Annotated in this window: 13 protein-coding genes; 12 read left to right on the plus strand and 1 reads right to left on the minus strand. The window is 66.7% G+C overall.

Going from position 1 to position 13,061, the window contains the following annotated elements; all coding sequences use genetic code 11:
* Window positions 1–115: 115 nt before the first annotated feature.
* Entirely contained in the window at window positions 116–2,191 is a 2,076-nt protein-coding gene (locus ACIPZ8_RS08110) for a PhoX family protein (RefSeq protein WP_400721308.1), read from the minus strand.
* Between the two features lie 224 nt (window positions 2,192–2,415).
* On the opposite strand from ACIPZ8_RS08110, the gene ACIPZ8_RS08115 reads away from it, so the two are divergent.
* From ACIPZ8_RS08115 to ACIPZ8_RS08170, 12 genes are read left to right on the plus strand one after another with little or no spacing between them, the layout of a single operon-like run.
* On the plus strand, window positions 2,416–4,056 hold the full coding sequence (locus ACIPZ8_RS08115; RefSeq protein ID WP_400721311.1) for a lipoprotein UxpA: 1,641 nt from the start codon (window positions 2,416–2,418) through the stop codon (window positions 4,054–4,056).
* The gene (locus ACIPZ8_RS08120) at window positions 4,053–4,478 is read left to right on the plus strand and encodes a pilus assembly protein PilZ (RefSeq protein WP_400721314.1); all 426 of its coding nucleotides are present in this window, start codon (window positions 4,053–4,055) and stop codon (window positions 4,476–4,478) included. The genes ACIPZ8_RS08115 and ACIPZ8_RS08120 overlap by 4 nt, the downstream gene beginning before the upstream one ends.
* A gap of 3 nt (window positions 4,479–4,481) precedes the next feature.
* A complete protein-coding gene (gspD, locus tag ACIPZ8_RS08125) occupies window positions 4,482–6,434 on the plus strand; it encodes a type II secretion system secretin GspD (RefSeq protein ID WP_400721317.1) in 1,953 nt (650 codons plus the stop codon).
* Window positions 6,434–7,882 carry a GspE/PulE family protein gene (locus ACIPZ8_RS08130; RefSeq protein WP_400721320.1) on the plus strand — a complete coding sequence of 483 codons (1,449 nt, stop codon included), beginning with the start codon at window positions 6,434–6,436 and terminating at the stop codon, window positions 7,880–7,882. The genes gspD and ACIPZ8_RS08130 overlap by 1 nt, the downstream gene beginning before the upstream one ends.
* Window positions 7,883–7,885: 3 nt before the next feature.
* Window positions 7,886–9,088 carry a type II secretion system inner membrane protein GspF gene (gene gspF, locus ACIPZ8_RS08135; protein WP_400721323.1) on the plus strand — a complete coding sequence of 401 codons (1,203 nt, stop codon included), beginning with the start codon at window positions 7,886–7,888 and terminating at the stop codon, window positions 9,086–9,088.
* 17 nt (window positions 9,089–9,105) lie between these two features.
* Entirely contained in the window at window positions 9,106–9,540 is a 435-nt protein-coding gene (gene gspG / locus ACIPZ8_RS08140) for a type II secretion system major pseudopilin GspG (protein WP_060485699.1), read from the plus strand.
* A gap of 3 nt (window positions 9,541–9,543) precedes the next feature.
* Window positions 9,544–9,981 (plus strand): type II secretion system minor pseudopilin GspH, encoded by a 438-nt coding sequence (gene gspH / locus ACIPZ8_RS08145; protein ID WP_400721326.1) that lies wholly within the window; start codon window positions 9,544–9,546, stop codon window positions 9,979–9,981.
* Complete coding sequence (locus tag ACIPZ8_RS08150; RefSeq protein WP_400721329.1) at window positions 9,978–10,346, plus strand: type II secretion system protein GspI; 369 nt, start codon at window positions 9,978–9,980, stop codon at window positions 10,344–10,346. The genes gspH and ACIPZ8_RS08150 overlap by 4 nt, the downstream gene beginning before the upstream one ends.
* Complete coding sequence (locus tag ACIPZ8_RS08155; RefSeq protein ID WP_400721332.1) at window positions 10,343–10,933, plus strand: type II secretion system protein J; 591 nt, start codon at window positions 10,343–10,345, stop codon at window positions 10,931–10,933. The genes ACIPZ8_RS08150 and ACIPZ8_RS08155 overlap by 4 nt, the downstream gene beginning before the upstream one ends.
* Window positions 10,930–12,006 (plus strand): type II secretion system protein GspL, encoded by a 1,077-nt coding sequence (locus tag ACIPZ8_RS08160; RefSeq protein ID WP_400721334.1) that lies wholly within the window; start codon window positions 10,930–10,932, stop codon window positions 12,004–12,006. Before ACIPZ8_RS08155 ends, ACIPZ8_RS08160 begins: the two co-directional genes overlap by 4 nt.
* Entirely contained in the window at window positions 12,003–12,389 is a 387-nt protein-coding gene (gene gspM / locus ACIPZ8_RS08165; protein WP_400721337.1) for a type II secretion system protein GspM, read from the plus strand. Before ACIPZ8_RS08160 ends, gspM begins: the two co-directional genes overlap by 4 nt.
* A complete protein-coding gene (locus ACIPZ8_RS08170; protein ID WP_400721340.1) occupies window positions 12,386–13,045 on the plus strand; it encodes a hypothetical protein in 660 nt (219 codons plus the stop codon). The genes gspM and ACIPZ8_RS08170 overlap by 4 nt, the downstream gene beginning before the upstream one ends.
* Window positions 13,046–13,061 lie beyond the last annotated feature (16 nt).

Genomic DNA, 13,061 nt, shown 5'->3' on the forward strand with positions numbered 1-13,061 from the left:
CGCCATGCGAGTGATTCTTTGGAAGGGTCTTATACCTATTAGCGAAACTTTGGGAACTCGACACCTGCAATGATGACGCTACAGTCAGCACGAAGCTGCCTGTAGCGTCGCTGAATCAAGCTGTACCGATCTCCCCACCATCATCCCGCTGAATCACCACGGTCGTAGCCCGCGGCCTGACCTTGGCCCCGGCCGGGGTCGCATCGGTCGCCTTGTCGGTATACGGCCAGTTGTCCGGGTGCTGGATATTGATGAACAAGGTCTTGTTGTCCGGCGTGAAGCTGATGCCCGTCACCTCGCAACCATTCGGCCCGACGAAGAAGCGGCGCAGGGCCGTCTGGTTCTGGGCATTGACCGGCACCTGCTTGCCACTGGCATCGACCAGGTCGTTGGGGATCACTGCCAGTAGCTGGTCGTTGGTGTAGTCGGTGAGTGTGGTTTCGCCGTTGTCGGTCTCGAACCACAGCACGCCACGGCTATCGAAGCTCATACCGTCAGGGCTGGCGAACTGGTTGAGTTCGGTCAGGCCGGAGCGGTTGATGTCTGCAGTACCGGCAGCGTTGGCGCCGAACACGAAGATGTCCCAGGTGAAGCTCAGCTGGTCGTCGCTGTCGTGCCAACGGATGATGTGGCCGTGGCGGTTCGGGCCGCGCGGGTTGGCTGCATCGACCTTTTCCGGGGTGCGTGCGCTGTTGTTGGTCAGCGTCAGGTAGGCGTCGCCGTTTAGCGGGTTGACGGTCGTCCACTCCGGGCGGTCCATCGGCGTGGCGCCCACGGCATCGCCGGCACCCCGGGTGTTGAGGATGATGCCTGCCAGGTCACCGTACAGCGCACCCAGGGTGCTGCCGGCGGCGGTGGCGGTGTTCACGTCGAGCAGCAGCCACACGCCGGTGCCGTCGGCATTGAAGCGGGCGACGTACAGCTTGCCCTGGTCCAGGTACTTGGCGCCGGTGGCCAGGCGGTCGGCCGGGTTGGCGTCGGCGGCGTCCCACACGGCAGTGGACACCCACTTGTACAGGTATTCGTTGTTGGAGTCGTCGCCCATGTACCAGACCAGCGGCTTGCCGGCCACCGGCAGGCCCGGGCAACAGCCTTCGTGGCGGAAGCGGCCCAGGGCCGTGCGCTTGGTGGCCAGGGTGCTGCTGTTGTACGGGTCGATTTCGACGATATAGCCATAGGTGCTGGCTTCGTTGCGGTAGTCATCGGTGGCGCCGGCACCTTTGACCGTCACGTCGAAACGGGCGAATTCATCGGCCACTTCACTGCTGTCACCGGCAGCGCTTTCCCACTTGTACTGGCCACTGGAGGTGCCTACGCCGATGCGGCGCTGGTCTTCCGGGCGGGTGCCCTTGTTGACGAAGATGCCTGGCCAGTTCTCTTCGCAGGTCAGGTAGGTGCCCCATGGGGTGTAGCCATTGCCGCAGTTGTTGTTGGTGCCGCGACAGTGGGTGCCGTCGACCGAGTACTTGGTCTTGACGTGGTCGGTGCCGCGCAGTGGCCCGGTGAGTTCCATGCGCGAAGCCGTGGTGAAGCGGCGGTTGAGCGGGTCGTTGTCGATCACCTGCCAGCGGCCGTTGACCTTCTGCAGGCGCACCACCCCAGCACCGTGGGCGTTGATCTCCTTGCGCACTTCTTCGGCCGGGCGCTTGCCGCTGGTGTCGGTGGTCGGGCCGTTGGGGTGCAGGGCCGCAGTGTCGATGTACTCGAAGTTGATCGCCAGCAGGCCGTCTTCGGAGCTGCCGTTGATCGGGAAGAAGTGCATGCCGTCGTGGTGCATGCCCATGGCATTGGCCTGGTCGCTCGAGGTGTTGCTGCCGTCCGGTTTCCACGGGTTGCCGTTGCTGTTGATCGGCGTGCCCCAGGGCGCCAGCACGTAGGCGCTGTAGCCGGCAGCGACCACACAGGCGTCGGTGCGCGAGCCAGGGATGGACTGGAAGCCCAGGGCCAGTTTCGGCTCTTCGGGTTCGGTCACGGGTGGTTCGGTCACCGGCGGTTGCGGTGCCGGATCGGCATCGGAACCACCACTGCTGTCGAAGCAGCCGGTCAAGCCGGTACCGGCAATCATGGCGATGGCGGCGCCCAGGCTGCCGCGCATCACGCTGCGACGGCTCAGGTAAGCGTCCATGACGCTGGCCATCGGCAGGTTGCCGCTCTGGTTGCGGTCCAGGTTATCGCCGGTATCTCGACTCATCAGGGTGTCCTTATAGTGGCTGAGTTAGAGGAAACCGCGACTTTAGGGCGCGACTGTGATGATTCATTGGCAAAAATATTAACGGGTTTTTAAAACTGTAAATTCTTATTACAAACACCGACAGATCGATTTGGAATGATTGTCGGATTTTTGCCATTAAACTGTCATGCCTACGCCGCAACATCCGGGGCCCAACGAGAACTCGGATAAGGATGGCGGGCCCGATGGCAAGCAGTGTGAACAGGCGCGAATTGATCAGCTGGATGGGTGTCGGTGCGCTGGCACCGCTGCTTGGCGCCTGCTCTGCATTGCCGGGCCAACGTGGTGGCAGCGCCAGTGTCGATCTGCTGTACGTCGCCGACACGCTGGATGCGCGTCAGCCCGGTCTGCCGGTAGTGCCGGCCACGCGCCTGGGCCCGGTCAGCCACCTGGGCCGGGCACCGTGGATGACCGGAGCCAGTGCCAGCCTGGCGCATCCGCAGCTGGCACCGTTGCTCGATGCCAACCAGGCGGCGGGCGTCAGGCTGGGCGGCTACGCCGTGCTGGGGGCGCTGCTGGAGCAACTGCGTAGCGAAGCCGGGGCGGGCAACAGCCTCACCCTGGAAAACGGTCAGGGCTGGAACGGCAGCGGCCTGGCCTACCTCACCCAGGGCGAAAGCGGCGTGCAGGGCAGCCAGTTGCTGGGCAGCGAAGCGCGGGTCAGCAGCGATGAGCGTGTGCTCTGGCCCCAGCGCAGCGCAGCGCTCTACCGACAGTCTTCCGCCATCACTCTCGGCGCCGGGCTGGCGGACGATCTACGCAAGTCGTTGAACCTTGAGCCGCTGCGTGTCTTCGAGCGCGGCGGAGCGCGCATCGCCGTGGTGGGGGTCACCGACCCCTACGCCCAAGACCAGAAGGCCTCCCTCAAACAGTGGTACCAATCCTTGCTGCCGACCTTCGAGCAGGCGCGGCGCGAGGCCGACCTGGTCGTGGCGATGGCCGATGTCGGTACCGGGCCGGGCCTGTGGCTGGCCGAGCGGCTGGCTGACGTCGACGTACTGCTCTGCGCCCGCGGCCAGGACCTGTGGCCGACACCGGTTCAAGCCACCCAGGCCAGTGGCCGACGGGTGCCGGTGCTGTTTGCCGGCTGCCGCGGCAGTGGCGCATTTCGCCTGCGTTGCCAGCAGGTCGCCGGGCAATGGCAGTTCGACGGGCAGTTCTTTCCGGCCTTTGAACGCTACCTGTCGCCGGCTGCACAGATGCGTGCCAGCCAGTTGCGGGATGAATTGCGCCAGCAACGAGCCGGCCATGCGGCGTGGCTCGACCAGCCACTGGCGCGCGCACCGCAGGCGCTGTGGCGCCGGGATACCCGTGGCGGCAGCTGGGACCGCCTGCTGCACCAGGCCTTGGCCGATGACGGCCGCATGCCGGTGCTGCTGCCGGGCCTGCGCTACGACTGCCCCCTGGCGGCAGGCGAAGCGATTACCCGCGAACACCTGATCAGCCTGACCGGTGGCTACCCGGCGCCGGTGGTCGAGGCCCCGGCCAGGCAGGTCGAACAAGTGCTGGAGAACGCTGCCGAGCAACTGTTCGGCGACCCACTGCTGCTCGACAACAGCCAGGACCTGCCGCGCTGGCAGGGCCAGGCCTGGCACGTCAGTTACAGCCCGCAAGGCAAGCGCGTCAGCGGTATCGAAGCGGTACAGGGCCCGTGTCGCACCTTTGGCCTGCAATTCGAAGCCCGGGCTGGCGAACCGCTATGGCAGCGGGTCGAGGCCTGGCTGGCACGGCAGAAGGCCGATTGGCAATTGGCATCGCTGCAACTGCCCGAGGTGCGCTATGTGCAGGGCCACCCAGCCTGGCACCCGCGGCAGGCCGTTTCGTGAGCCTGGCTTCACGCCTGATGACTGGCGGCCTGCTGACGCTGGCCGGCTGGCTGGCCGCCCAGTGCGTGCTGCAATCGGGGCGCCAGCCGCAACCGGCCAGCCCGGTGCTGGTCGCCGCTGCCCCACTGCCGGGCCTGCTGATCGGGCACTGGCAGCCCGCGGTCGATGACGGCGCGATCGCCATCACCCGCCTGCCGTTGCAGTACCTCGGCGGCCTCAAGGCCCAGCCGTTGTCGGCCAGCGTGGTGGTGCTGCGCTACGGCCAGCAGGTCCGCACCCTCGGCCGTGGTCAACGCCTGGCGCCGGGCATCGTATTGCAGGACATCGACGCCGATGGCCTGATTTTCGACAACCAGGGGCGGCGCGAACGCCTGCCCTGGCCGCCACGCCCCGCCGTGACCGGCTTCAAACGGCAAGGATGAACGATGTTCGCCAGATACTGCGTGGCTGCAGCCTTGAGCCTGGGCCTGTCACTCGCCTGGGCAGAAGCGCCGGAAACCTTCGACGACAACGGCACGCCGCTGTACGAGGTGAACTTCGTCGACACCGAACTGGGCGAATTCATCGACAGTGTGTCGCGCATCACCGGCACCACCTTCATCGTCGACCCGCGGGTCAAGGGCAAGGTCACCGTGCGCACCGTCGACCGCCACGACGCCGATGCCATCTACGACATCTTTCTCGCCCAGCTGCGGGCCCAGGGCTATGCCGCCGTCGACCTGCCCAACGGCAGCGTGAAGATCGTCCCCGACCAGGCCGCGCGCCTGGAGCCGGTGCCGGTCGAGCCTGCGGGTAAACAGAGCGATGGCAGCGATGGCGTGGCTACCCGGGTATTCAATGTGCGCAATGCCGCCAGCGAACAGATGCTCGGCATCCTCAAACCGCTGATCGACCCGCGCGTCGGTGTGATTACACCGTATCCGGCGGCCAACCTGCTGGTGGTCACCGACTGGCGCAGCAACCTCGAACGCATCGACAGCCTGCTGCGCCAGCTTGACCAGGTGAGCGACGAGCCGCTGCAAGTCATGCCGTTGCGCCATGCCAGCGCTGCCGACACCGCGCAGTTGCTCACCCGCTTGCTGGCCCGCGAGCAGGGCGCCGACAGCACCCAGGTGGTCGCCGACCCGCGCAGCAATGCCTTGCTGGTACGTGGCAGCACCGAGCGGGTGCGGGCGTTGCTCGGCCAGCTCGACCGCCCCAGCGACAACCAGCACAACAGCAATACCCAGGTCATGTACCTGCGCCACGCCAATGCCGCCGAAGTGGTCAAGGTGCTGCGCGGCCTCAGCCAGGAAGGCGCTGTGCCCGGCGAAGCGGCTGGCGAAGGGGAGGGCAAGGACCGGCCGGTGATGGCGGCCGCCAGCGACTCCGGCATCCGCCTGGAATACGAAGAGGGCACCAACGCCGTGGTCATGGTCGGCCCCGACAGCGAACTGGCGGCCTACCGCTCGATCATCGAACAGCTGGATATCCGCCGTGCCCAGGTGGTGGTCGAGGCGATCATCGCCGAGGTGTCCGATATCCAGGCCCAGGAACTGGGCGTGCAGTGGCTGTTCGCCGACGAAAAGTTCGGCGCCGGTATCGTCAACTTCGGCAGCAACGGGGTGAACATCGCCAACATCGCCGGCGCTGCCGCCAGTGGTGACAACGAGGCGCTGGGCGATCTGCTGTCGTCCACCACGGGTGCCACGGCCGGCTTTGGCCATATCGGCGGCGGTTTCAACTTCGCCATGCTGATCAACGCCCTCAAGGGCAAGAGCGGCTTCAACCTGCTGTCGACGCCAACCCTGCTGACTCTGGACAACGCCGAGGCGTCGATCCTGGTTGGCCAGGAGGTACCTTTTGTGACCGGGTCGGTGACCCAGAACAACGCCAACCCTTACCAGACCATCGAGCGCAAGGAAGTCGGGGTGAAGCTGCGTATCAAGCCGCAGATCAACGTCGACAACAGCGTACGCCTGGACATCGTCCAGGAGGTTTCGTCGATTGCCGACTCCCGTGCCGCCAGCGACGTGATCACCAACAAGCGCGAGATCAAGACCAAGGTCATGGTCGAGGACAATGGCCTGGTCATCCTCGGCGGCCTGATCAGCGACGAGCTCAGCACCAGCGACCAGCGTGTGCCGTTGCTCGGTGACATCCCCTACCTGGGTCGGCTGTTCCGTTCCGATGCCAGCAAGAACACCAAGCAGAACCTGATGGTGTTCATTCGCCCGCGCATCCTGCGCGACGGTCCGAGCCTGGCAGGCCTCAGCGAGGACAAGTACCGCACCCTGCAGCAGACTACGCCGCTGCAGTTGCCCGACCTGGTCGAAGGCACCCCGTTGCTGCAGGTATTCCCCGCCAGCCGCGCACGCCTCGAAGGCGGTAACTGGTGATGCTGCCTTATCGCCTGGCCCGCCAGGCCGGGTTGGCCATGGCCCCGGCCGAGGACGGCTGGCGCCTGTGGTTGCGCTGCGACGCCGACAGCGACCAGCTGCAGGAACTGCTGCGCGTGCATGGCCGGCCCATGACGCTGGAATACCTGGAACCTGCGGCGTTCGATGAGCGCCTTGGCCAGCTCTATGAGGCGGGTGCAGGTGCGACCGAAGCGCTGATCGAAGGTATTGGTGAACAGGTCGACCTGGACAGCCTGATGAGCGAGATGCCGCGCATCGAGGACCTGCTCGAAAGCGACGACGAAGCCCCGGTGATCCGCCTGATCAACGGCCTGTTCGGCCAGGCGCTGCGCCTGCGTGCGTCGGACATCCATATCGAAACCTTCGAGCAGAGCCTGGTGGTGCGCCTGCGCGTCGATGGCCACCTGCGCGAGGTGCTGCGCCCGCCACGGGCACTGTCGGCCATGCTGGTGTCGCGGATCAAGGTCATGGCGCGGCTGGACATCGCCGAGAAGCGCCAGCCTCAGGATGGCCGCATCACCTTGCGCGCGGCGGGCAGGGAAGTGGACGTGCGAGTGTCGACGTTGCCTGGCATCCATGGCGAGCGCGTGGTGATGCGGGTGCTCGACAAACAGGCCAGCCTGCTGGCGCTGGCCAACCTGGGCATGCCCGCCGCCGTGCTGCAGGGCCTGCGCAGCTGCCTGGCGCGGCCCAACGGTATTGTCCTGTCCACCGGCCCGACCGGTTCGGGCAAGACCACCACGCTGTACGCCAGCCTCAACAGCCTGAACGATGGCAGCCGCAATATCCTCACCGTCGAAGACCCGGTCGAATACGCCATCGCCGGCATCGGCCAGACCGCCATCAATCCGCGTGCCGGGCTGACCTTCGCCAGTGGCTTGCGCGCCATCCTGCGCCAGGACCCGGACGTGATCATGCTGGGTGAAATCCGCGATCAGGAGACCGCGCAGATCGCCGTGCAAGCCAGCCTCACCGGCCACCTGGTGCTGTCGACGCTGCACACCAACAGCGCGGTGGGCGCCGTCACGCGCTTGCGCGACATGGGCATCGAACCGTTCCTGATCGCCTCGTGCCTGCGCGGGGTACTGGCCCAGCGCCTGGTCAGGCGGCTGTGCCCGTGCGCGGTCGCACAGCCGTTGCAGCCGGCCGAGCGGGCCCTGTGGCCGGAACTGGCGACGCTGCACAGCAGCTATCACGCGGTCGGTTGCGAGCAGTGCCAGGGCAGTGGTTATGTCGGGCGCCTGGGGCTCTATGAATTCATCGAACTGGATGCTGGGCTGGTCGGCCTGCTGTACGACGGCGCCAGCGAACTGGCCATGCAGGGCTACCTGGCCGAGCGCAGGCAAAGCCTGGTGGCGATGGCCAGCGATTGCCTGGCCCGCGGCGAAACCAGCCTTGCCGAAGTGCTGCGTGTGGTGCAGGGCTGACCGATGCCGACCTTCCTCTACCAGGCCGTCGACCTCGCCGGCAAGACCCACAAGGCCAGCCTGCAGGCCGACAGCGAACGCCATGCGCGCCAGTTGTTGCGCGAGCAAGGCCTGTTCCCGCGCCAGCTGCAACGCCATGAGACTGGCAGCCGCCAGCCGCGCCGCCAGCGCCTGAGCCGTGCCCAGCTGTGCGAGTTGACCCGCCAGCTGGCGACCCTGACCGGTGCCGGTATTGCGCTGGTCGATGCGCTGGCCACGCTCGAACGGCAACTGCGCGAACCGGCCCTGCATGGCGTGCTGGCAGCCTTGCGCGGTTCGCTTGCCGAAGGCCTTGGGCTGGCCCGCAGCCTCGCCCGGCAGGGGGCGCCATTCACCGGTTTGTACTGCGCGCTGGTCGAGGCCGGGGAGCGTTCCGGGCGCCTGGCCCAGGTGCTGACCCGGCTGGCCGACCATTTGGAGCAGGTGCAGCGCCAGCAGCACAAGGCGCGCACTGCGCTGATCTACCCCTGCGTGCTGATGGGGGTGTCGCTGGCGGTGGTGGTCGGCCTGATGACCTTCGTCGTGCCCAAGCTCACCGAACAATTCGCCCACGCCGGGCAGAGCCTGCCGCTGATCACCTCGCTGCTGATCGGCCTGAGCCAGGGCCTGGTGCACGCCGGCCCCTGGCTGCTGGGGCTGGCGCTGGTGTCCGGCGTGCTGGGCAGTTGGCTGCTGCGCAAGCCGCACTGGTGCCTGCGTCGCGATGAACTGCTGCTGCGCCTGCCGCGTATCGGCGTGCTGCTGCAGGTACTGGAAAGCGCCCGCCTGGCGCGAAGCCTGGCAATCCTCACCAGCAGTGGCGTGGCCCTGCTCGAAGCCCTGCAGGTGGCCACCGAGACCGTCGGCAACCGGCGCATCCGCCTGGCCATGGAGCAGGTGCGCCAGCACGTGCAGGGCGGCACCAGCCTGCACCGCGCTCTGGATGCCAGCCAGCAGTTCCCGCCGTTGCTGGTGAACATGGTCGGCAGCGGCGAGGCCAGCGGCACCCTGGCCGACATGCTCGAACGCGTGGCCGACGACCAGGAGCGTGGCTTCGCCCGCCAGGTGGACACCGCCATGGCGCTTTTCGAACCTCTGATGATCCTGGTGATGGGCGCCGTGGTGCTGTTCATCGTGCTGGCGGTGCTGCTGCCGATCATGCAACTCAACCAGGGCCTGCAACTGTGATGACAAGGAGTACGTACATGCAGCATCGACGCAACCGCCAGCGCGGCTTCACCCTGATGGAAATCATGGTGGTGATCTTCATCATCGGCCTGCTGATCGCCGTGGTCGCGCCCAGCGTGCTGGGCAACCAGGACAAGGCCATGAAGCAGAAGGTCATGGCCGACCTGGCGACCTTGGAGCAGGCGCTGGATATGTACCGCCTGGACAATCTGCGCTTCCCCAGCAACGAACAGGGCTTGGCCGCGCTGGTGAAAAAGCCGACCCAGGAACCGCTGCCACGCAGCTGGCGCAGCGACGGTTACGTGCGCCGCCTGCCGGAAGACCCATGGGGCACCCCGTATCAATACCGCATGCCCGGTGAGCATGGGCGGGTCGATGTGTATTCGCTGGGGGCCGATGGTGTGCCTGGTGGCGAAGGCCAGGATGCCGACCTGGGCAACTGGGCCCTCTAGACCATGGCTGGCCAGCGCGGCTTCAGCCTGCTCGAATTGCTCGTGGTACTGGCCATCGCCGGGCTCATGACGGGCCTGGCGGTGGCCTGGCTCGACAGCGGCAAGTCCAGTGTCGACCAGGCGCTGCAGCGCCTGGCCACGGAAACCCGCACCCAAGCCGCGTTGGCCCGGCACGCCGGGCAGCTGCGTGGATTGCGCTGGACCGGCCAGCGGCCTGAGTTCGTGCGCCGAGATGGCGATGGCTGGGTGGTCGAGGCTGGTGCCCCGGTCGACTGGCCAAAGGGCCTGCGCCCGGACTGGTCGGCCAGTGCCATGCCCCGTGTGCTGTTCACACCGCAGGGCTGGGCGCAACCAGGCTCGGTGCACTGGCGCTGGACAGACGGTAGCCAGCGCTGGGAGTGGGGCCGTGACGGCCAGTTGCGCGTGGCGATGGCGCCATGAAGCGCAAGCAGCACGGGTTTACCTTGCTGGAAGTGACCGTGGCCCTGGCGATAGCTGCGGTGCTGGCGGTCATCACCAGCCAGGTGCTGCGCCAGCGCCTGGCGGTGCAGGACAACGTCCAGCAGCATCGCCTCGGCGTGCTCTGCGCCCGGGAGCTACAGGCGCGCTTTACCGTCGAACAGTACTGGCCGGCCAGCAACCAGGTCGATGGTGTGCTCAGCCAGGGCGGCCAAGCCTGCCACTGGCAGATGCAGTTGCGCCGTACCGGTGTACGCGACCTGCGTCGTGGTGAATTGCAGTTGTACGCCGACCGCGACCAGCGCCTGCCGCTCGGGCAGTACACCCTTTTTCTGGAGCAGCCATGAAACGGCGCCAGGCGGGTTTGACTCTGATCGAGCTGATGGTCGCCATGGCCCTGACTGCGCTGCTCGGGGTCATGCTGTCGGCGCTGGTCAATGGCTGGCTCAAGGTACGCGAGCGGCTGCAGGTGAACACACAGGAAACCCGCGTGCTGGAGTTCTGCCTGGCCCTGGAGCGGCGCTTCGACAGCCCTGTGCTGCGCCGCCTGTACGAACAGCGCCTGCCCCTGGCCAGCCGCTGGCTCGACTGGCAGGCCGACCGCCAGCAGTTGCTGTGGGTGGCCGCCGCTGCATTGCCCGAAGCCGAAGGTGGCTCGCGCCTGCAACGCCAGCGCCTGCGATTCGATGCGCGTGACCAGCGCCTGCTGCTGGAAACATCGGCGGACCTGTACGCCGCCAGCGAACCGCGCTGGGTGCTGCGCGAACAGCTGCCGCGGGTCAGCGCGATCAATGTGCTTTACCACCAAGGTGGCCGCTGGTTGCCCTGGCCCTCCGACCAACCCGCGCACCCCGGCCGTGGCGTGCGTCTGGAATTGCAGCGTGATGGAGCACCGTATGTCTGCACCTTTGTTCTGCCCTGGGGGCGCTCATGAAGTTTGAATGGCGCCGAACTGCGCCAGCTCGACCCTGGTTGTTGCTGCGCCCGGGCGAGGTCTGGGACTGGTTGCTGGTCGAGGCGGGTGGCGCCCAACGCCAAGGGCAGGGGGAGCCTCCGGCGAACGTGCAGGCACGAGTGGCGCTGATCGTGCCCGGGGAATGCTGTAGCCATTTTCAACTGGCGGCGCCGCCGGGCCTCAAGCGCGACGAGTGGCCGCTGTTGCTGGAGGACCGCTTGTTGCAGAACCCGGACGAGGTTCTGTGTGCCTGCCTGTCCCGTCAGGCCGGTCAATTGCACCTGATGGCGGTGGAGCGGCAGTTGCTGGAGCCGTGGCGCGAACAATGTGCCGAATGGGGGCTGCAGGTCGAGTGTTGCTGGGCCGAGTTCCAGTTATTGCCGACGCCCGAGCCGGGCAGTGCCTGGCAGTGGCAGCGCACGCCGGACGTCTCGCTGTGCAAAGGGTTGGGCGAGGACGGGCCTGAACACTGGTTGGCCTGGCCAGCTGAATTGGGCGAGTTGCCACCGCAACCTTGGTCGGGCCTGCATCAGCAATTGATGACCGGCACCTGGCCAATCGCGTTGGCGCCGCTCGACCACCTGCCCAGCCTGCTTGAGCGGCCACGACGGGCGCGCTCGTTGCCGGCTGTGTCGCGGCAACAGCAGCGCCTGCTTGCGGCTTGCCTGGTGTTGGCCACCGTATGGGGCGGCCTGTGGCTGACCCAGCAATGGCGCCAGGTACAAACCTGGCGTACGCAGGTGTTGGCGGTCACCGGTGAACAGGCCAGCCCCCGGCACGCCGCGCAGGCCCTGAAGCGTCTGCGGGAGAGCGGACTGCAACAGCAACTGCGCGAGCGTCAGCTCGAAGACTTGCAGGCACGCCTGCAAGCCTGGCTGCGTGAGCATCCCGCCTGGCGCCTGCAAGCCGTGCGTTTCGATGGTCAACGCTGGCACCTGCGCCTGTACGGCGAGGGCGCTGCGCCGCCGTGGACCGAGATGGCCAGCGCTATCGGCGCTGCCGTGCAGGTACAGGACGGGCAGGTAGTGTTCGACCTGGGAGCGGCCTCATGAATCGGGACTGGATGCAGCGTTATCGGTTGTGGTTTGCCTGGGGACTGATCGGCGTGCTGCTGGCCTTCCTGGCCATGCGCGAAGGCCTGGCACTATGGCGTGAACTCAGCCAATGGCGTGAGCTGGCAGCGCAGGCCGCAAGCTTGCAGGGCGCTCCGGGCGTGAGCCTGGAGCGCGTGCGGCAGTCGGCTCAGGCGCGGCGAATCGAACTGGCCGATGTCGATGTGCAAGGCAAAAGTTGGCAGCTGCGGGGGCTGGTGGCGGATGAGCGCGTGTTGCAGGGCTGGTTGCAGAGCCTGCGCGCGGAAGGGGTACAGCCACTGCAATGGGGGCTGGAGCAGGATGCCAAGGGCCTGCGCTTCGAGTTGGTGGTGCAGCCATGAGCCGTCGCGGACTGCTGTGGTGTGCGGTGGTTTTCACACTGACATTGCTGGTGGAGTTGCCAGCTGCTTGGGTGGCACGTGGCATTGGTCTGCCGGTACGTGATGTCAGCGGTAGCCTGTGGCAAGGCCAGGCACAGCAAGTGGGGCCGGTCGGGGCGGTGCGTTGGGCCTTGCAGCCATGGCGCATGCAGGCCGATGCACAGCTCGGTTTCCAGGGTCAGGCCTGGCAATTGCGCGCGGAAGGCTGGCCTTGGCGCTGGCGGCTGGAAGCTTCGGCTTTGGCCCCTCAGGCGACGGTTCTGGCGGACTACCGCCTGGCCGGACAGTGGCATGGGGCGTTACGCATGCAGGGTTCGGGGCGCCAGTGTCGAAGCAGCGAAGGGCGGGTGAGCGTGACTGACCTGGCCTTGAGTGAACCGTGGTCGCTGGGGTTGGGGCAGGGTTGGGTAGAGATGGATTGCCATGCAGGCTGGCGCTTGCGTGGGCAATTGGTGCAGCAGGGGCAACATGAATTGAAGCTGGATGCTGATCTGGAGGAGCGCAGGGCGCAGGTGGCTTTCGACTTGCAGAATGAGTCCGTTCTGACGCCGTTGTTGCGCGGCGCCCAGTGGCTGGGGCCGCAGGCGCTGGCGGGGCAGCGGGAGGTGCGTTGGTAGGGCGGGAGATTGGGGC

The organism is Pseudomonas sp. NPDC089422 (genome assembly GCF_044749405.1).
Taxonomy (GTDB): domain Bacteria; phylum Pseudomonadota; class Gammaproteobacteria; order Pseudomonadales; family Pseudomonadaceae; genus Aquipseudomonas.

What these genes read in the sequence shown, in the direction of transcription:
- ACIPZ8_RS08155 (WP_400721332.1), top strand. Translation starts at nt 10,343, where the DNA reads ATGAAACGGCGCCAGGCGGGTTTGACTCTGATCGAGCTGATGGTCGCC.
- gspD (WP_400721317.1), top strand. Translation starts at nt 4,482, where the DNA reads ATGTTCGCCAGATACTGCGTGGCTGCAGCCTTGAGCCTGGGCCTGTCA.
- gspF (WP_400721323.1), top strand. Translation starts at nt 7,886, where the DNA reads ATGCCGACCTTCCTCTACCAGGCCGTCGACCTCGCCGGCAAGACCCAC.
- ACIPZ8_RS08170 (WP_400721340.1), top strand. Translation starts at nt 12,386, where the DNA reads ATGAGCCGTCGCGGACTGCTGTGGTGTGCGGTGGTTTTCACACTGACA.
- ACIPZ8_RS08110 (WP_400721308.1), bottom strand. Translation starts at nt 2,191, where the DNA reads ATGAGTCGAGATACCGGCGATAACCTGGACCGCAACCAGAGCGGCAAC.
- gspG (WP_060485699.1), top strand. Translation starts at nt 9,106, where the DNA reads ATGCAGCATCGACGCAACCGCCAGCGCGGCTTCACCCTGATGGAAATC.
- gspH (WP_400721326.1), top strand. Translation starts at nt 9,544, where the DNA reads ATGGCTGGCCAGCGCGGCTTCAGCCTGCTCGAATTGCTCGTGGTACTG.
- ACIPZ8_RS08150 (WP_400721329.1), top strand. Translation starts at nt 9,978, where the DNA reads ATGAAGCGCAAGCAGCACGGGTTTACCTTGCTGGAAGTGACCGTGGCC.
- gspM (WP_400721337.1), top strand. Translation starts at nt 12,003, where the DNA reads ATGAATCGGGACTGGATGCAGCGTTATCGGTTGTGGTTTGCCTGGGGA.
- ACIPZ8_RS08160 (WP_400721334.1), top strand. Translation starts at nt 10,930, where the DNA reads ATGAAGTTTGAATGGCGCCGAACTGCGCCAGCTCGACCCTGGTTGTTG.
- ACIPZ8_RS08115 (WP_400721311.1), top strand. Translation starts at nt 2,416, where the DNA reads ATGGCAAGCAGTGTGAACAGGCGCGAATTGATCAGCTGGATGGGTGTC.
- ACIPZ8_RS08130 (WP_400721320.1), top strand. Translation starts at nt 6,434, where the DNA reads ATGCTGCCTTATCGCCTGGCCCGCCAGGCCGGGTTGGCCATGGCCCCG.